This window comes from Microbacterium sp. C5A9, from assembly GCF_022627955.1.
In the GTDB taxonomy this organism is placed as follows: domain Bacteria; phylum Actinomycetota; class Actinomycetes; order Actinomycetales; family Microbacteriaceae; genus Microbacterium.
The window spans coordinates 181,907-199,365 of sequence record NZ_JABXGD010000005.1 but is presented as its reverse complement, the minus strand read 5'-3'; the positions used below and the strand labels follow the sequence as shown (position 1 = coordinate 199,365).

Annotated in this window: 6 protein-coding genes; 1 reads left to right on the top strand and 5 read right to left on the bottom strand. The window is 68.1% G+C overall.

Annotated elements, in window-relative coordinates:
* Positions 1-43: 43 nt before the first annotated feature.
* Entirely contained in the window at positions 44-1,354 is a 1,311-nt protein-coding gene (locus HWD99_RS11160) for a UDP-glucose/GDP-mannose dehydrogenase family protein (protein ID WP_241796317.1), read from the top strand.
* Between the two features lie 57 nt (positions 1,355-1,411).
* Here HWD99_RS11160 and HWD99_RS11155 read toward each other — a convergent pair whose 3' ends face one another.
* From HWD99_RS11155 to fusA, 5 genes are all read right to left on the bottom strand, one after another.
* A complete protein-coding gene (locus HWD99_RS11155) occupies positions 1,412-3,535 on the bottom strand; it encodes a glycosyl hydrolase (RefSeq protein ID WP_241796316.1) in 2,124 nt (707 codons plus the stop codon).
* 80 nt (positions 3,536-3,615) lie between these two features.
* Positions 3,616-4,275 (bottom strand): VanZ family protein, encoded by a 660-nt coding sequence (locus HWD99_RS11150; RefSeq protein ID WP_241796315.1) that lies wholly within the window; start codon positions 4,273-4,275, stop codon positions 3,616-3,618.
* A 155-nt stretch (positions 4,276-4,430) separates the two neighbouring features.
* Positions 4,431-13,619: an isopeptide-forming domain-containing fimbrial protein gene (locus tag HWD99_RS11145; protein ID WP_241796314.1), complete on the bottom strand. Its 9,189-nt coding sequence runs from the start codon at positions 13,617-13,619 to the stop codon at positions 4,431-4,433.
* 309 nt (positions 13,620-13,928) lie between these two features.
* Positions 13,929-15,119, bottom strand: a complete 1,191-nt coding sequence (gene tuf / locus HWD99_RS11140; RefSeq protein WP_241796313.1) for an elongation factor Tu — start codon at positions 15,117-15,119, stop codon at positions 13,929-13,931.
* Between the two features lie 149 nt (positions 15,120-15,268).
* A complete protein-coding gene (gene fusA / locus HWD99_RS11135; RefSeq protein WP_308220718.1) occupies positions 15,269-17,386 on the bottom strand; it encodes an elongation factor G in 2,118 nt (705 codons plus the stop codon).
* Positions 17,387-17,459: the final 73 nt, after the last annotated feature.

Sequence of the window (17,459 nt, the reverse complement as noted above, 5' to 3'; positions counted from 1 at the left end):
CACACCGAGGGGTCGTGCGTGACCACTCGACTCGGGGGAACAATTGCGACTTTCAGTGATCGGCTGCGGCTACCTGGGAGCAGTGCACGCTGCGACGATGGCTTCGATCGGACACGACGTCATCGGCATCGACGTCGATTCCGCGAAGATCGAATCGCTCGGCAAGGGTGACACCCCGTTCTTCGAGCCCGGCCTCGAGGAGATCCTCAACGAAGGCCTGAAGTCCGGTCGGCTGCGCTTCTCCCAGGACTTCGCGGACGCCGCCGATGCCGACGTGCACTTCCTCGCGGTCGGCACTCCGCAGCAGCAGGGCAGTGACGCCGCAGATCTGCGGTTCGTGCATGCGGCCCTGGACAGCCTGCTCCCCGTCCTCCGCGAGGGCGCGCTCGTGGTCGGAAAGTCGACCGTCCCGGTCGGCACCGCCGAGGACCTTGCGCGCCGCATCGAGCACACCGGCGCCACGCTGGTCTGGAACCCCGAGTTCCTTCGCGAGGGGTGGGCTGTGCAGGACACACTCGCACCCGATCGGATCGTGGTCGGAGTCCCCCAGGGAGCAGCCGGCGCCGAGGCGGCGGACACGCTCCGCGAGGTCTATCGCGCGGCATCGACGCCCACGACTCCGTTCATCGTGACCGACTACGCGACCTCCGAACTCGTCAAGGTCGCGGCGAACGCGTTCCTGGCGACGAAGATCTCCTTCATCAATGCGATGGCCGAGATCGCCGAGGTGACCGGCGCAGACGTCTCGACGCTCGCCGACGCGCTCGGCCATGACACCCGCATCGGGCGTCGCTTCCTCGGAGCGGGCATCGGCTTCGGCGGTGGATGCCTGCCGAAGGACATCCGCGCCCTCACCGCCCGCGCAGAGGAGCTCGGCGTGGGCGAGGCCGTGGCGTTCCTGCACGAGGTCGATCAGATCAACCTGCGCCGCCGCGACCGCGTGGTCCAGCTGGCTGAAGCATCGCTGGGGGGCTCGGTCTATCAGCGCCGCATCGCCGTCCTCGGCGCCGCCTTCAAGCCGCACAGCGACGATGTGCGCGACTCTCCCGGGCTCGACATCGCCGTGCGTCTCCACGGCCTCGGCGCCGACGTCATCGTCACCGACCCCGCCGCCACGGAGAACGCTCGACAGCGTCATCCCCAGCTGACATACACGACGAGCCTCGACGATGCTCTCCGCGACGCCGAGATCATGATCCTCGTCACCGAGTGGGACGAATACCGTCGCGAGCTCTCCCCCACCCACGCCGCGTCGCTCATGCGGGGGTCGTACGTCATCGACGGGCGCAACGCGCTCGATCCCGTCGACTGGCGAGGTGCCGGATTCGAGTATCAGGGCATGGGCCGCCGCTGAACAGAGAGAAAGCCGGGTGCATCCGCACCCGGCTTTCTTCGTACCCTGCGACGGAGGCTACTCGTCGGTGGAGTCCTCCTTCTGGGTCGGTGTCGGCGACGGGCTCGCGGAGTCCGAGGCGAAATCGCCCTCGAGGATCACCGGATCGAGACCGACCGCGACCGTGACCGCCCCGTCGACCGGCTCATACGTGACGACCTGGCCACGAGTGTTCGTCGCGGTGACGGGCCCCTCGGCGGCGTACGTCGCGGTCTCCACGCCCTCCGTCGACCAGGCGAACCGCAGTTCCTCATCGTCGGCGGCGCTGAACGCATAGGAGAAGACTCCGGGGATCTCGTCCGTCGAGACGTACTCTCCGCCGTTCAGCCTGGAGACGAGCAGCGCCTGGGTGAACGCGGCCGGCTTCGGCGGGTACGCCGCCACACCGTCGATGCGCTGCGTGTACAGACCGAAGTTGCCTTCGTGGTCGGCGCGATCGGTCTTGTCGTTGACGAGGTCGTACCAGAAGTACCGCTCGACCCCCTTCATGAGCGCGGTGATCTGCGAGCGGATCAGCATCTCGCCCTGCTGCTCGAGAGACACGTCGCCGGTCTTGGAGCTCCACCCGAGCTCGGTGATCCAGATGGGCTTCTCGGCGCCCTGCGCGGACGAGTCCAGGCGGGACTCGTCGATCAGCGCCGCGAGGTCCTCGGCGCGAGCGAGCGTCTGGTACGGGTGGAAGCTCACGGCGTCGAGCGAGGTGATGCCTCCGGCCGCCCAGAGCTGCTGGAAGAACCCTCTGTCGAAGTTCCCCGTCACACCGCCGATCACGGGGATGTTCGGCTTCACGGACTTCACGCCTTCGTAGCCGGCGCGAAGCACGGGCTCGTAGCACTCGCCCGTGCGGCATCCCTTGTTGAACGACGGGATGTTCCACTCGTTGTAGACCTCCACGGCCTGCACGTCATAGTGGCTCGCGAGCGCCGCGGCATAGTTCCTGTACGCCTCCAGAGCCGCAGGACTGGACGGGGGCATCGCCTTGTCGTACGCCTTGTTCGTGCGCCCGACGACGATCATCTTGTCCATGCCGTTCACCGTGGCTTCACCCATCGCCTGGGCGAACGGCTCATTCCAGAAGTACTGTCCGGGGCTCGGCTCGGTCGTCTGCCAGTTGTCGCCGAGTCGGATCAGGCCGATGCCGAGCGCGGCTGCCGACGGCGTCGCGTCCTGCGCGAAGTCCTTGGCAGCGTGCACGTGGGTGCCGAAACGCGTGTCGACCGGCACGAAGGTGTCCGGCATGTCGATGAGGCCCACGGGGGCGGCGATGCTCCTGCCCGCCGCGTCCGTGACCGTCACCTGGTAGTAGCCCTGGGCGAGCCCCTCCAGGCGCACCGGCGACAGACGATCGGTGAGCGTCGCCGTTCCTGAGGCGGCTTCCGACCCGTCGGCGTTCTGCGCCACCCAGGTGGCCGCGCCCGGCCCGAGCTTCACAGCGAGAGTCGCAGTGCTCTGCTGCAGGATCAGCGAGTCGTTGCGGATGCCGCTCGGGGCGTCGATCTCTTCGAAGGACCCGTTCGCGACCGCCTCTGTGCCCGCCTCGTCGACGAGGCTCACGGTGTCGACGGAGAGTCCGCGCACCGCTCCGTTGACGACGACGCTGAGATCGACCGCCGTCTCCGCGGCCCCGGTCGTGTAGGCGACGGAGACTTCTTCCCAGTCGGCGTCGAGCTCGGGCAGGGGCAGCACCGTCGCGCCGATCCTGATCTCGGCCGGCACTTCGACAGGAAGTTCCTCCGGAACCCGCACCTGGGCGGAGAACGTGTACTCCGTCTCCGGCACCACCGCGACCGTCGAGGCGACGGCCGTCGTGGGTCCCGACACGACCGGCGCGTCGATCGAGATCGACACGTCGCCGTCCGCAGCGTCTCCGATGCGGGGCAGGACACCGGCGAGCGTGGTGCGGGGGGCGAGAGACCAGTTCAGTGCCCCGCCCTGCGCGATCGCCGCGGGCTCCACCACTGCGGGCGTGGGCGTCGGTGTGGGGGTCGGAGTCGGCGTGGAGCGTTCCTCGGCCTGCGGCGCCTCCGCTGCGTTCATGTTGTTGATCGCGAAGGCGGCGGCTGCGCCGGCGCCTCCGAGCACGAGCACCGCCGAGGCGATGATGATCACGGTCTTGCGAGAGAAGCGGGACTTCTGGGGCATGGGGATTCGAGTGTCCTTTCGACCGGGCATCCCTACGATCCTACGGGGGTTGCTCCGCGCCGCCCGCCGCCCCGGTCACATCAGACCGGGATCCTCACCGTCGGAGCATCGCCGGTCTCCCAGAAGTCGGCGTCCAGCACGCGCGTCACCGGGTCGGGCTCGTCGACCCGCGCGTAAGCGGGTGCTCCCTGCGGAGCGCGGGCTGCGGCGCGTGCCGCGTTCTGACGCTGCAGCTCGGCAGCCGCGGCGCGGCGCTCCCACAGTTCGCGCTCGATCTTGGTGCGGTCCCTGACGTGGATCATCGCACGCAGGATCATGGCGAGCAGGAGGCCGATGTAGCCGCCGACGGTGTTGGCGAGAACGTCGAGCACGGTCGAGACGCGCGCGTCGAGAGCGATGCCCTGGGTGAACTCGATGGCTCCGGAGAAGGCCGGCAGCAGGAAGATCGCCACCCACCAGGCCTTGCGGGCGAGGGCGAGCCCGAGCAGGAATCCGAGCGGCACGAACATGCCGATGTTGGCGACGAACTCGATCTCGTTGTAGTCGAACGACTCGGGCACGCCGAGGTTGTGCAGCGCACGGAGCACGCGGGAGGCGATGCTGCCGAACTCGAGCTGCTCGGGCTGCGGCCACATCGTCACGACCAGCACGAATCCGGTGTACACGATCAGCAGCAGAGTCGAGACCCACAGCCGCGCGTAGCTGCGGGGCGGCGGCGGACCCACGTGGATCTGTGACATGGTCGCGTTCCTCTCCTGCCCGAGGTCGGGCGACGGCTGGCTCTGCGTGCGAGCTCGAGCCATGCTACCGAGCGCAGATCACGGATCACCGCGAAGACGCCCAGAGCGAAGATCAGGGGCCCGGGAACTCGCGTCCCCGGGCCCCTGATCGTCCGTCACTCGGCGGCGACTGCCTCACGGCCTCGGCGACGGTAGGTCGCGAAGAGTCCGCCCGAGAGCATCAGCAGCAGCGCCATGACGACGAGCCCCCCGCTCAGCTCGCCACCGGTGGTGGCGAGCGGGTCGGCGGCCGTGACCGTGGCGGTCGCGTCGGCGCTCAGCTCGGCGTCGTCGGTCTGCTCGGTGGGCGACTCGACGACGACCGTGTTGGTCACCGACGGGTATGCCGCCTCGCCGATGCTGACGCGCACCGTGAGCGTGACCTCCTCGTCGACGGCGAGGCCGTCGGCGAGCGTCCAGGTCACGACCTGACCGTCGACCCGCACGCCGTCATCAGGCGACGACACGAAGGTGAGTCCCTCGGGCAGGGCGTCGGTGACCGTGATGGCCCCCGGGTCTGCCGTGGGTCCGTCGTTGCGGACGGTGATCTCGAACTCGCCGGTACCGCCCACCTGGAAGGTGCCGACCGCGCTCTTGGCGACGACCAGGGTCGCCATCGGGGGCACGGTCACGACGTCGTCGGTCCGATTGTCCTCGGGCGTGCGGTCGGGGCGTTCCGCGGTGATCTCGGCGGCGGTCACGTCGGCGACGTTGACCACCTCCGGGTAGGCACCGGCGAGCACCCGCGTGTCCACGACCAGGATGCTCGTGACCTCTCCCGGCGCGACCGCGTCGGCGTACCGCGCGACGACGTGGGTTCCCGCGGAGGCATCCGCGGAGTCGACCGGGGCGATCGACTCGATCGTCCAGCCCTCTCCCACCTGGTCTCCGACGGCCGTGACGACCTCGAGCCCCGCGGGCACGGTGTCGGTGACGACGACCTCGGTCGCCTCGGAGGGCCCGGCGTTGCGCACCGTGATCGCGAAGGGCAGCACGTCGCCGATGCGCACGGCATCCGCCAGGTGGCTCTTCGTGATCGAGAGGTCGACCTCGCGGGCGACGGTCACGTCGGCCGTGTCGGTGTCGTTCTCGGGGTTCGCGTCGGGCGTGCCCGATGCGACGGTGGCCGAGTTGGTGAGCACCGCGCCGTTCGCGACCGATGCGTCGACGAGCACGTCGAACTCGATCGCGGGGGCGTTCCCGCCGGCGGCGAGGCCGGTCGAGGCCGGGGCCAGCGTGAACGTCACCGTCTGCGGGTCGGCGCCGTCGATCTTCGCGGTCCAGGCCGCTGCGGCTTCTCCGACGAGGGCGCCGAAGCGCACACCGGAGGGCAGCTGATCCGCGACGGTGATCGAACCGACGGCATCGCTGGTTCCGAGGTTCGAGACCTCGATGCGATACCGAGCGCTCTCTCCGGCGACAGCGGATGCCGTCTCCTGTCCGTCGGCGTCGATCGCCGTCTTGATGAGGCGCAGGTCGGCGTTCGTGGTGACGTCGATCACGGCATCGTCACTGACCTGGTGCGGCTCGGTGGAGCGGCTGTCGGTCCACGAGACGGTCGCCGTGTTCGTCAGCGCCGTGCCGGTCGGCACGTTCGCATCGACCCGCGCGACGACCGTGAGCACGCTGTCGCCCAGGGGATGCGCCTCGCGGAGGCAGCTCTGAGCCGTGTCGCACGTCCATCCCTCTCCCTCGATCGAGACCGGAGTGAGCCCTGCGGGCAGCACATCGGTGACGAGCGCGTCGGCGAACGACGGTCCGTCGTTGCGCACCGTCAGCGTGTACGCGACCTCGGTGCCCGCGATCCAGGGACCGTCGGCGACGACCTTGGTGATCGTGAACTCGGCGAGCGTCACGACGTCGATGGCCGCCTCGGCGTGGTTGTTACGCGCATCGGCATCATCCGGGCCCGCGACATCCGCCGCGTTCACCAGGCGCTGCGCCCGCACGTCGGGAGCGACATCCGCCGTGACCTCGATCACGATGGTCGCGCCGACCGCGAGCACATCACCCGCGCCGAGCACCGACCAGGCGATCGCGCGCCCGTCGTCGCCCACGGCGGGGGCGGCGTCCACCGCACCGGCACCGGCCACATCGACCGTCGACGACACGTACGTGAGCCCGGCCGGCAGCTGATCGATGATCTCGATCGGCGCGCTCGAGAGGCTCGGACCGTTGTTCGTTACCGTGAGCAGGAATCGCGTCTGCGTTCCCGCCGTCACCTGCGGCACGACGCCGTCGGCCACCGGAGCGCCGTCCTCGCCGATCGCCTGCTTGACGATCGAGAGATCGGCGACCCGATCGGATGCGGTGGTGTCGAGGTCTTCCGGAGTGTTGGTCGAGTTCTCGGCGCTCGCCACGACGACGTTGCGCACCTCGGTCCCCGGCTCCAGCTCGACGGGCAGCGCGTAGGTCACGATGAACGATCGCGTGTTGTCGTCGATCGCCGCGGGCAACGTGCCCGCCAGCGTGAAGACGTCATCGCCCGCGACATCCGCCTCGCCCTCGGCGGCAGCCGTGCGTGTCCACTCTCCGCTCTCGTCCGTCACCTCGACATACGTCAGGAGCTCGGGGGCCTGATCGGTGACCACCACCTCACGAGCATCCGCCGGTCCGTTGTTCGTCACGACCACGCGATAGCTCGCGGTGCCGCCTGCGACGACCTCGGGCAGGGCGCCGCCGAACTGCGCGGCATCCTTCCACTCGCCGCCGTCGAGCACGACCCGCGTCTTGGTGACCGCGAGGCTCGTCTGGTCACCGGGGGTGACCGTGACCGCATCCTCGTTGTTCTCGGGTGTCGGATCGACCGTCACCGGGGAGTCGACCACGGCGGAGTTGGTGATCTCGCCACCGGTCCACGCCGCATCGACGGTTCCCGTGAGGAACAGCTCCTGCGCGGCACCCACCGGCATCTGCGATCCCGTGTAGGTCCAGGTGATCACGTCACCCGCACTCGCGGGCCAGCCGTCGGAGGCCGCGACGGTCCACTCGGTGAGACCGGCAGACGGATCCAGCACCTCGCCGATGCCCGCGGGCACGGTGTCGGTGACGGTGATCGGCGTGACGTTCTCCGCAGCCCTGCGCTCCGGCTCCGAGCTCGTGGTCGACGCCGCGGACGGACCGTCGTTGCGCACCGAGATGCTCCACGTGATCGGGCGACCGGCGCCGACCTCGGTCGTGGTGACGGCCTTGGTCAGAACCAGGTCGGCAGCACTCGCGAGGGGCTTGGTCACCTGTGCGGTGTTGTCCTTCGCGATGTCCTCCGGGCGCTCGAAGGTGCGACCGGCGACGCTGGCCGTGTTGGTCGCTGCTCCGACAGCCGACTCGTCGATGTCGACGTCGGCGATCAGCACGATACGGTCGCTGCCGTCGGCGTTCAGCGTGAAGGTCGAACCTCCCACGACGAACGGATCGGATTCCGTGCCGGCACCTCCGACCGCGAGGGGCTCGCCGTCGGCGTCATCCGCGTCGGTGAAGTACTCCGCGCGGAACTGGCCCACGGTCACGCCGTCGGGCAGTTCTGCCTCGTCGACGATGCGGAACGGTCCGTTCGCGGCATCCGGTCCCTGGTTGGTGACCGTGATGCGCCACTGCGGCTGCGTGTAGCCCTCGCGCAGGCTCTCACCCGCGGTCCAGGCACCGTCCGCGTCGCCTCCGATCGCCTGCTTGACGATCTTCAGGTCAGCGCGGGCGATGTGCGCCTCGGCCGTGGCCGGGTCGCCGACGTAGGGTCCGTCGGCGTTCTCCTCGGCACCGGCGGTGTCGGTCGCCACGCCGCTCACCGTGTTGGTGTGCGAGTACTCGAGCCCGGCGCCCGCCGTCATGGTGGCGCCGAACTCGGGCTTCGAGGAGAACTTGACGGTCAGCGTGCGCTGAGTGTCGGTCGCCCCGTCGATCGTGCCCGGAAGCAGCGGGTCGCCGGTGTTCTCGCCGAGCACCCAGGTGACCGTCTGACGGTCGCCGTCCTCGCCGAGGACCGGGTCGCCGAGGTCGGCGGCCGGCTGCCCGCCGACGGCCAGAACGGGCCGGACGGTCGGGTCGTACGCCCAGTTCTCGGGCAGCGTGTCGGTCAGGGTCACCGTCTGCGCGGCCCCGTCACCGGTGTTCGTCGCCTGCAGCGTCCACGAGAAGGACTCGCCGATGAAGGCGGGAACGTCGTCCGTGGCCTTCTTTCCGAGCGCCACCTGCGGGAAGTGCGGGGCGATGTCGGCCTCCGCCTCCTGCGGCGTCAGCGTCACTCCGCCCGGGGTCTTCCCGGAGGGGCGGGTGCGGTCACCCGGGACGTAGGTCCATCCGCCGTTCGGCGACGACGTGTACTCGTTCACCGCGACGGCGTTCGTCAGAACCGCATCCTTCGACATCCCCTTCGAGTCCGAGAACGTGCCGTAGTAGACGATCTGCTGGGTGTTCGAACCGTCCACGTTGCTCAGCGGGCCGGGGATCGTCCAGGTGATGGTGCCGCCCTTGCCTGCCAGCAGGGCTTCGCGGTCGTCGACCGTGGTGCCCGCGAAGACCTCCTGCGTCGTGTCGACGCTGATGCCGGCCGGAACCGTGTCGGTCACGACGATGCCGTATGCCGGAACCGCTCCGGTGTTCTTCACCTCGATGCGGTACGCGAACGACTGATCCGGGTTGCCGGATGCCGTCGACGCGAAGGCGTCCGGCGCCGTGCCCGTCGCCCGCACCGTCTTCGCGACCGTGATCTTCGGGTCGACGACGGTGACGTCTGCCGGGTCGTCGAGCGTCACGCGGTCACCGTCGACGGTGGATCCGTCGACCTTGCTCCACGCGAAGTGCGCGACGTTCTGCGGTGTCGCGGACGTCACGTCCGGGGTGAGGCGCGCCTGATACGTGACCGTGATGCTGCGTGGGGTCTCGGCATTCCAGGCGAGGATGTCGTTCGACGAGATCGCCCACGACAGCGTCCGCCCGTCCAGGGTCGGCGCGCCGATGGTCGGGACGCGGGTGTCGCCGGCCCACTGCACCGACTCCGAGTGCGTACCCGTGGGAACGAACTCGACTCCGACGGGCAGCACGTCGGTGAGCGTCACGTCGTAGAAGTTCGTGTTGGCCGGCAAGGTGGTCGTCACCGTGTAGGTCACCAGGTCACCCACCGCGGCGGATGCCGGGCTGACGGACTTCTGGATCACCGCGTCGGGCATCCTTACGGTGGCGTTCGCGTTCGCGGTGTAGGTGCCGCGCCGGTCGGTCGTGTCGGTGTCATCGCCCACGACGGTGGGCAGGGTGTGACCGGTGAGGGTCGCCCGGTTGACGAACTGCGCGGCGCCGCCGGCCTGCTGGTCGACAGTTCCCGTGTAGGTCAGGGTCGGAGCCGTGCCCGTGCCCAGGAGCATCGGGATCGTCCACTCGATCACCTTTCCGGTGCCCGAGCCGCGTGTGATGACGCCGGCGCTGGTGGCCGAGCACGACTCGTCGAGGATCTCGACCTCGCCGACGGATGCGAACGGGTCACTCGCCACGAGCTCCTTGGGCACGCAGTCGATCACGACGACGTCGTACAGCGCCGGGCGCCCCGAGGTGTTGCTGGCCGTCAGCGTGAAGCCGACCGTGCCGTTCGCGCCGACCTGGGCCGACGATGCGGTCTTCTTCAGGGCGGGAACCGGCTCGACGAACGTCACGTTCGCGGACGCGGTCTTGGTGAGACGCGCTGCCCCGGTGGCGTTGGGGTCGAGGAACGAGAACGTCGCCGTGTTCGTGAGGCGCGCGTTGTTGGCGAGGTTCACGACACTCGGGTTCGAGACGTCCCGGTCCTTCACCCACATCGTGATCTGGACGCGGAACTGCTGCGCCTGGTTCGTGTCGTTCGTGTAGGTGTCGGGGAAGGTGAGCACACCGTGCGACGCCCCCTGCGTCTGCGAGACGCGGAAGTCGGTCGACGTCGTGCCGATCGCCAGTTCGGTGCCGTCCGGACCGAAGTACCTGTCGCTGTCCTGCACGTACTGGTACGTCACGCGTCCGGACGAGAGGGCGAACTGGCCGTCGTCCGACAGCACCGCACCCTTCACGGTGGTGTGAGCGGGGATCGTCACGGCGTACTCGAACGTCGAGTACTCGCCCTGCACGATCTGCGTCGCGGAGTTGCGGGTGCCGTCGCCGAGGTCGGTCGCGCCCGGAGTGACGGGGCTGGCCGGGGCCACCTCGGTCGAGATCAGCTTCTTCGCGACCACCACGTCGGGCAGGTACACCTCGGCGATGTCGACGGTGTCGACGTCGGATGCCGAGACCTCGCCGTCGGCCGGCGTGCGGGTGGTCAGCTGCTGACCCCCGCCGTCACGCTGCGGAACGACCGTGGTCGTGCCGCCGCCCGCGTTCTCGACGGCGTAGTCGACGATGCCCGCGGTGTTGGTGTACTTCTGGGTCAGCTGCGCGGCTTCTCCGCCGTCGGCGACCGTGCCGTCGGGCACCGTGACCGTGTAGCCGAGGCTGAAGCCGCTCACGGTCTCGGGCGTCGTCTCGGTCGCCGCGACGGAGCCGGCGATCGATGCGCCGATCTTCCAGACGATCACCGAGCGACCCGCGAAGGCCGAGTTCAGCGTGATCCCGTCGGGCAGGGTCTCCCCCGCGTCGTACATCGTGGCGACGGCATCCGTCGCGCTCAGGCGGGTTCCCGCCGGGTGCAGCTCCGCGAGCGGCGCCGACACGTCGGCCTTCTTCACGCCTGCGGGCAGAACATCCCACACGACGTAGTCGGTGGTGGAGTTCTGGGGTGCCTTCACGTCGATGCGGTACTCGACCTCATCGCCCTGCACGACCTGCTCGCTCTGGTCGCGATCGCCGAACGAGCCTGCGATCGCACGACCGTTGACCTCGACGATGCCCTTCGTGAGGGTCGACCCCCAGTCGAGGTCGATTCCGGCATCCGATCGCTGGAAGTCGAGCACGCCGTCGACGTTGACCTGCTGGTACTTGGCCTGGTTGAGGGGGTTGTCGACCTCGTCCTGAGACGCGGACTGCGCCTTCACGGTGCCACGCACGAAAACGGTGAGCGTGCTGCCCTCGGGCATGAAGCGATCACCGCTCGCGCCACGGTTGCGCGCCCCGAGCTCCCATGTCATCGACGTGCTGCTGGGCGCGACGTTCGGGATGTACGCGGTCGGGAAGTCGCCGGTGCCGTATGCCACCGGGCCCATCACGTCGTCGACCCCCGGGATGCCGGTGTAGGCGTAGCGGAGCTCCTGCACCTCGATGCCCTCGGGCAGGTAGTCGGTGAGCAGCGGATTGCGGCTGTCGATGCCGTCGGCGAAGTCCACGAACAGGCGATACCAGACGTCATCCCCCGGCGAGAAGGGCTTGGTCGCCTGCTTCAGCAGCTCATCCGGCTGCTCCATGTCGGGTGTGGTGCCGCGCTCGAGCACGGTCTTGTCGAGGATCGTCCGGTCCGAGCCGATGACGGCGGCGGAGTCGTCGAAGACGTAGCGAGTGCCGCCCACGCGGTCGCGCAGGGTCGGGTCGTTCGCGATCGCGGCGATCGGTTCGGTCTTCGCGGTGACGGAGACCGTGTTGACGAAGCTGTCACCCGAGCTCGTGCCCCCGCCGGCGCCCGTGTAGTTCGGGCGCTGCGTCACGGAGTACTGCGCGGTGAACGACGTGCCGGCCGCGAGGGGGTCGACATCGAAGACGACCGTGAACGTGCCGTCAGCCGGGGCGTAGGTGATCGAGGCGAGCTGCAGCTGCGGCGAGAGCACCGCCGCAGGCTCCGTGGTCGGGTAGTTGCACGCATCGCCGGGCGCCTGCGCGTTCCACGTCGCCTGCGAGACGACCTCGGATCCGATGATGAGGTCCACGCCGTCGAGCGATCCGGGGAATGCGGGGCAGAGACCGTTGGGGATGACGTCGGTCAGCACGATATCGCTGGCATCGACGTACTCGCTCACCTTCACGTCGACCGAGTAGGTGGCCACCGAGCCGGTCGAGAAGAGCCCGCCCGTGTCGACGCGCTTGAGCACGCGCACGTCGACGGCCTCGATGATCTCGTCATCGTCATCGTGGGCGGCACGGAGCGCCGGGTCGTCGTTCAGCACGGGGCCCTGGTACTGCCCGTCCACCATCGCGACGTTGCGGAAGACCTGCGCCGACTCGGGTTCGGACTCGCCGCCGTGACGCGTCGACGCGCCGGTGTTGTTGTCGAGGTTCGCTGCCTGGGCGCCGGTGGCGGGGTCGGGCGCGGTGCCCTCGGGCCACAGCGCGTTCGCGAGCAGCGGCACCGCCGCGTGATACCGGATGACCCGGGTCTCGCCCTCGCCCATCGGCGTCAGCGTCCAGACGATCTTCGTGTAGACGCCCGCGCCCGGCAGACCGAGAGCGGCCGCGTCGGATGCGGAGAGCTGCACCGTGTCGACGGTCTCGCCGACCGTCGCCCCGCCGGTGATCGCCGGAGCGCCGGGGTACTCGCGGCCGGCGCTGTTGTCGCCGACCTCGGCGAGACCCAGGTACTCGAGTCCTGCGGGCAGGTAGTCGGTGACGGTCACGTCGTTCGTCGCACCGCGGGTCGTGTTCTCGACTGTGAGCGAGTACGTGGTGACGGTGGTGTGCACACCGCGCAGCAGCTCGCTCTCGGCGCTCGGCTCGTCCTTGACGATGCGCAGCGCCTGGACGGGCACGTCGTCAGTGGCCGCTCCGGCACCCGACGTGTGGGTGGTCGTGCGCGAGACGCTCGGCGAGCCGTCGAAGGTGGGGAGACGGGTCGGATCGTTCGACGTGTAGGCCTTGATCGAGAAGCCGACCTTGCTGCCCACGGGGTAGTCGTCGTCGGGGGCGACCGTGATGGTCGGCGCGACGGTGCCGCCCTGCGGCAGGTCGTTGACGTTCGACCAGACCCACACCTGCTGTCCGGCCGGCACGGCGCACAGCGGCGCCTGTCCCGGAGCGTTCACGAGGCCGAGGGAGACGCAGGAGGCATCGGCCGCCGTGCGCGAGCGGTTCGGGAGGACGTCGCCCGCAGCGTAGATCTTCGGAGCCGCGAGCTCGGTGCCGCTGACCACGCCCGAGACGTACGACACGTTCGCGGGCAGGGTCGCGACGAGCCCGAGGTTGAACTGCGCACCACCGCTCGTGTTCGTCACATCGACGGCGAACTCGACGTTCTCACCCGCGAGGACGAAGTCCTTGCCGGCGCCCGTCGGATCGACGTTCTGGGCCGACACGCTGGGCGCCCAGGCCGCTGCCGTCGCCATCTGCGCGGCGACCCCGAGAGCGAGGGCTCCCGTGATCAGTGAGACGACGGTGGCGATGGCCGTCAGTCTCCGGGCGCGCGAAAAAGTCCTTCGACGCAGGGTCGAACGCATGCTGAAACTCCCCTTAACCCTGCGCGCCGCTCCCCGGTGCGCAGGTACTCCCCTGACGCAGACACCGTCGAAGGCAGTTCAGGGAAGCGTGGGGCCATCCTGAAGCGTCAACGGCTCGCGTCCGTCCTTGACCTCGGACGCGCGCCTACGTGCTGCGTGTGCGCAGCAGTCCTCAACCTATATGACACTTCGAGTTATATTCAAGCCCATATTCTCAAGCGGCACCGAGAACGGCCCGTGGGCAGGGCCGGAGGGTACGACAAAGGGGCCGGACCCGAAGGTCCGACCCCTGTGCCAGGAAGCAGATGCTTACTTGATGATCTTCGTGACCGTACCAGCGCCGACGGTACGTCCACCCTCACGGATGGCGAAGCCGAGGCCCTCCTCCATGGCGATCGGCTGGATCAGCTCGACCGTCACGTCGGTGGTGTCGCCGGGCATGACCATCTCGGTGCCCTCGGGCAGCGTGATGACGCCGGTGACGTCGGTGGTGCGGAAGTAGAACTGCGGGCGGTAGTTCGTGTAGAACGGGTTGTGGCGGCCACCCTCGTCCTTCGACAGGATGTACGCGGTGCCAGCGAAGTCGGTGTGCGGCGTGACCGAACCCGGCTTGACGATGACCTGACCGCGCTCCACGTCCTCACGCTTCGTGCCACGGAGCAGGAGACCACAGTTCTCGCCGGCCCATGCCTCGTCGAGCTGCTTGTGGAACATCTCGATACCCGTGACCGTGGTCTTGACGGTCGGACGGAGTCCGACGATCTCGACCTCGGAGTTGATGGCCAGCGTGCCACGCTCGGCGCGGCCGGTGACGACGGTTCCACGACCGGTGATCGTGAAGACGTCCTCGACGGGCATCAGGAACGGCTTGTCCTTGTCGCGCACCGGGTCCGGAACGTTCTCGTCGACGGCTTCCATGAGGTCGAGGATGGACTGGGTCCACTTCTCGTCGCCCTCGAGGGCCTTCAGAGCGGAGACGCGGACGACAGGAGCGTCCTCAGCGAAGCCCTGCGAGGCGAGCAGCTCGGAGACCTCGAGCTCGACGAGCTCCAGGATCTCCTCGTCGTCGACCATGTCGGACTTGTTGAGCGCGACCAGCAGGTACGGCACGCCGACCTGCTTGGCGAGCAGCACGTGCTCACGCGTCTGAGCCATCGGGCCGTCGGTGGCGGCGACCACGAGGATCGCGCCGTCCATCTGAGCCGCACCGGTGATCATGTTCTTGACGTAGTCGGCGTGGCCGGGGGCGTCAACGTGTGCGTAGTGGCGCTTCGGGGTCTCGTACTCGATGTGCGAGATGTTGATGGTGATACCACGCTGGCGCTCTTCCGGCGCCGAGTCGATGGAAGCGAAGTCGCGCTGCACGTTGGTGTCGGAGGGGTACTTGTCAGCAAGCACCTTCGAGATCGCTGCGGAGAGCGTGGTCTTGCCGTGGTCGACGTGACCGATCGTTCCGATGTTGACGTGCGGCTTGGTCCGCTCGAACTTGGCCTTAGCCACTGGGTCCTCCTCAGGACGTCGTGTAGAGGTGTCCGGGCACTGGATTGCGACCGGATCTCTACGGGTTTAGGTTCTCAGTTTAGTAGAGAGGGAATGTGAAGTTGTAGGTGACCTGAGAGCCGAGCCGGAGCCCGGCTCTCAGGCAAGTGTTACTCGCCGCCCTGGTGCTTCTGGACGATCTCGTCCGCCACAGCGCGGGGAACCTCAGCGTAGCTGTTGAACTCCATCGAGTAGACGGCGCGACCCGAGGTCTTCGAGCGCAGGTCGCCGATGTATCCGAACATCTCGGACAGCGGGACATGTGCACGGACGACCTTGACGCCTGCGGCGTCCTCCATCGACTGGATCTGGCCACGACGCGAGTTCAGGTCACCGATGACGTCACCCATGTACTCCTCGGGAGTACGCACCTCGACCGCCATGAGCGGCTCGAGGAGCACGGGGTTCGCACGACGCAGAGCTTCCTTGAAGCCCATGGAACCTGCGATCTTGAACGCCATCTCCGAGGAGTCGACGTCGTGAGCGGCACCATCGACGATCGTGGCCTTGACGCCGACGATCGGGTAGCCGGCGAGCACGCCGACGTTCATGGCGTCCTGGAAACCGGCGTCGATCGATCCGATGTACTCACGCGGGATGCGACCACCGGTCACCGCGTTGACGAACTCGTACGTCTTCTCGTCGTCGAGGTCGAGCGGCTCGATGTTGAACTGGATCTTCGCGAACTGACCCGATCCACCGGTCTGCTTCTTGTGCGTGTAGTCGTGCTTCTCGACGGCCTTGCGGATCGTCTCGCGGTACGCCACCTGCGGCTTGCCGACGTTGGCCTCGACGTTGAACTCGCGCTTCATGCGGTCCACGAGGATGTCGAGGTGCAGCTCGCCCATGCCCTTGATGGTCGTCTGACCGGTCTCGGGGTTGAGCTCCGTGCGGAAGGTCGGGTCCTCTTCAGCGAGCTTCTGGATGGCGACACCCAGCTTCTCCTGGTCGGCCTTGGTCTTCGGCTCGATGGCGACCTCGATGACGGGCTCGGGGAACGTCATCGACTCGAGGACGACCGGCGAGGCCGGGTCGGTCAGGGTGTCACCGGTGGTGGTGTCCTTCAGACCGATGACGGCGTAGATGTTGCCCGCCGTGACCGAGGGGACCGGGATCTCCTTGTTGGCGTGCATCTGGAAGATCTTCCCGATGCGCTCCTTCTTGCCCTTGGTCGAGTTGATGACCGCGGCACCGGAGTCGAGCTGACCCGAGTAGACGCGCACGTAGGTGAGGCGACCGAAGAACGGGTGCACCGCGACCTTGAACGCGAGAGCTGCGAACGGGTCCTTCGCGTCGGGGTGACGCTCGATGATCGTGTCGTAGTCCTTGGGGTCGTGCGCCTGGATCGAGCCCACGTCGAGCGGGTTCGGCAGGTAGTCGACGACGGCATCGAGCATCGGCTGGACGCCACGGTTCTTGAACGCCGAGCCGCAGAGCACGGGGTAGATCTCGGAAGCCACGGTGAGCTTGCGGATCGCGCCCTTGATCTCGGCGACGGTCAGCTCTTCGCCACCGAAGAACTTCTCGAGCAGCGCGTCGTCGGTCTCGGCGACGGTCTCGAGGAGCTGCTGACGGTACTCGTCGGCCTTGTCCTTGAGGTCGGCCGGGATCTCCTGGATCTCGTAGGAGGCGCCCATGGTGACGTCACCCTTGGAGTCACCGGCCCAGACGAGGGCGCGCATCTCGACGAGGTCGATGACGCCGATGAAGTCGTTCTCCGAGCCGATGGGCAGCTGGATGACCAGCGGCTTGGCGCCGAGGCGGTTGATGATGGTGTCGACGGTGAAGTAGAAGTCCGCGCCGAGCTTGTCCATCTTGTTGACGAAGCAGATGCGGGGGACGTTGTACTTGTCGGCCTGACGCCACACGGTCTCGGACTGGGGCTCGACGCCCTCCTTGCCGTCGAACACGGCGACGGCACCGTCGAGGACGCGGAGCGAGCGCTCCACCTCGACCGTGAAGTCCACGTGACCGGGGGTGTCGATGATGTTGATCTGGTTCTTGTTCCAGTAGCAGGTCACGGCGGCAGACGTGATCGTGATGCCGCGCTCCTTCTCCTGCTCCATCCAGTCGGTGGTCGAGGCACCGTCGTGGGTCTCGCCGAGCTTGTGGTTGACGCCCGTGTAGAACAGGATGCGCTCGGTCGTGGTGGTCTTGCCAGCATCGATGTGAGCCATGATGCCGATGTTCCGAACCTTGCTCAGGTCGGTGAGCACGTCTTGTGCCACAGGAGTGTCCTTATCTTTTGGGCAGTCGTACTGCGAAGAGGGGGGTGCCCGCCCCCGGCGTGTGGCCGGGGGC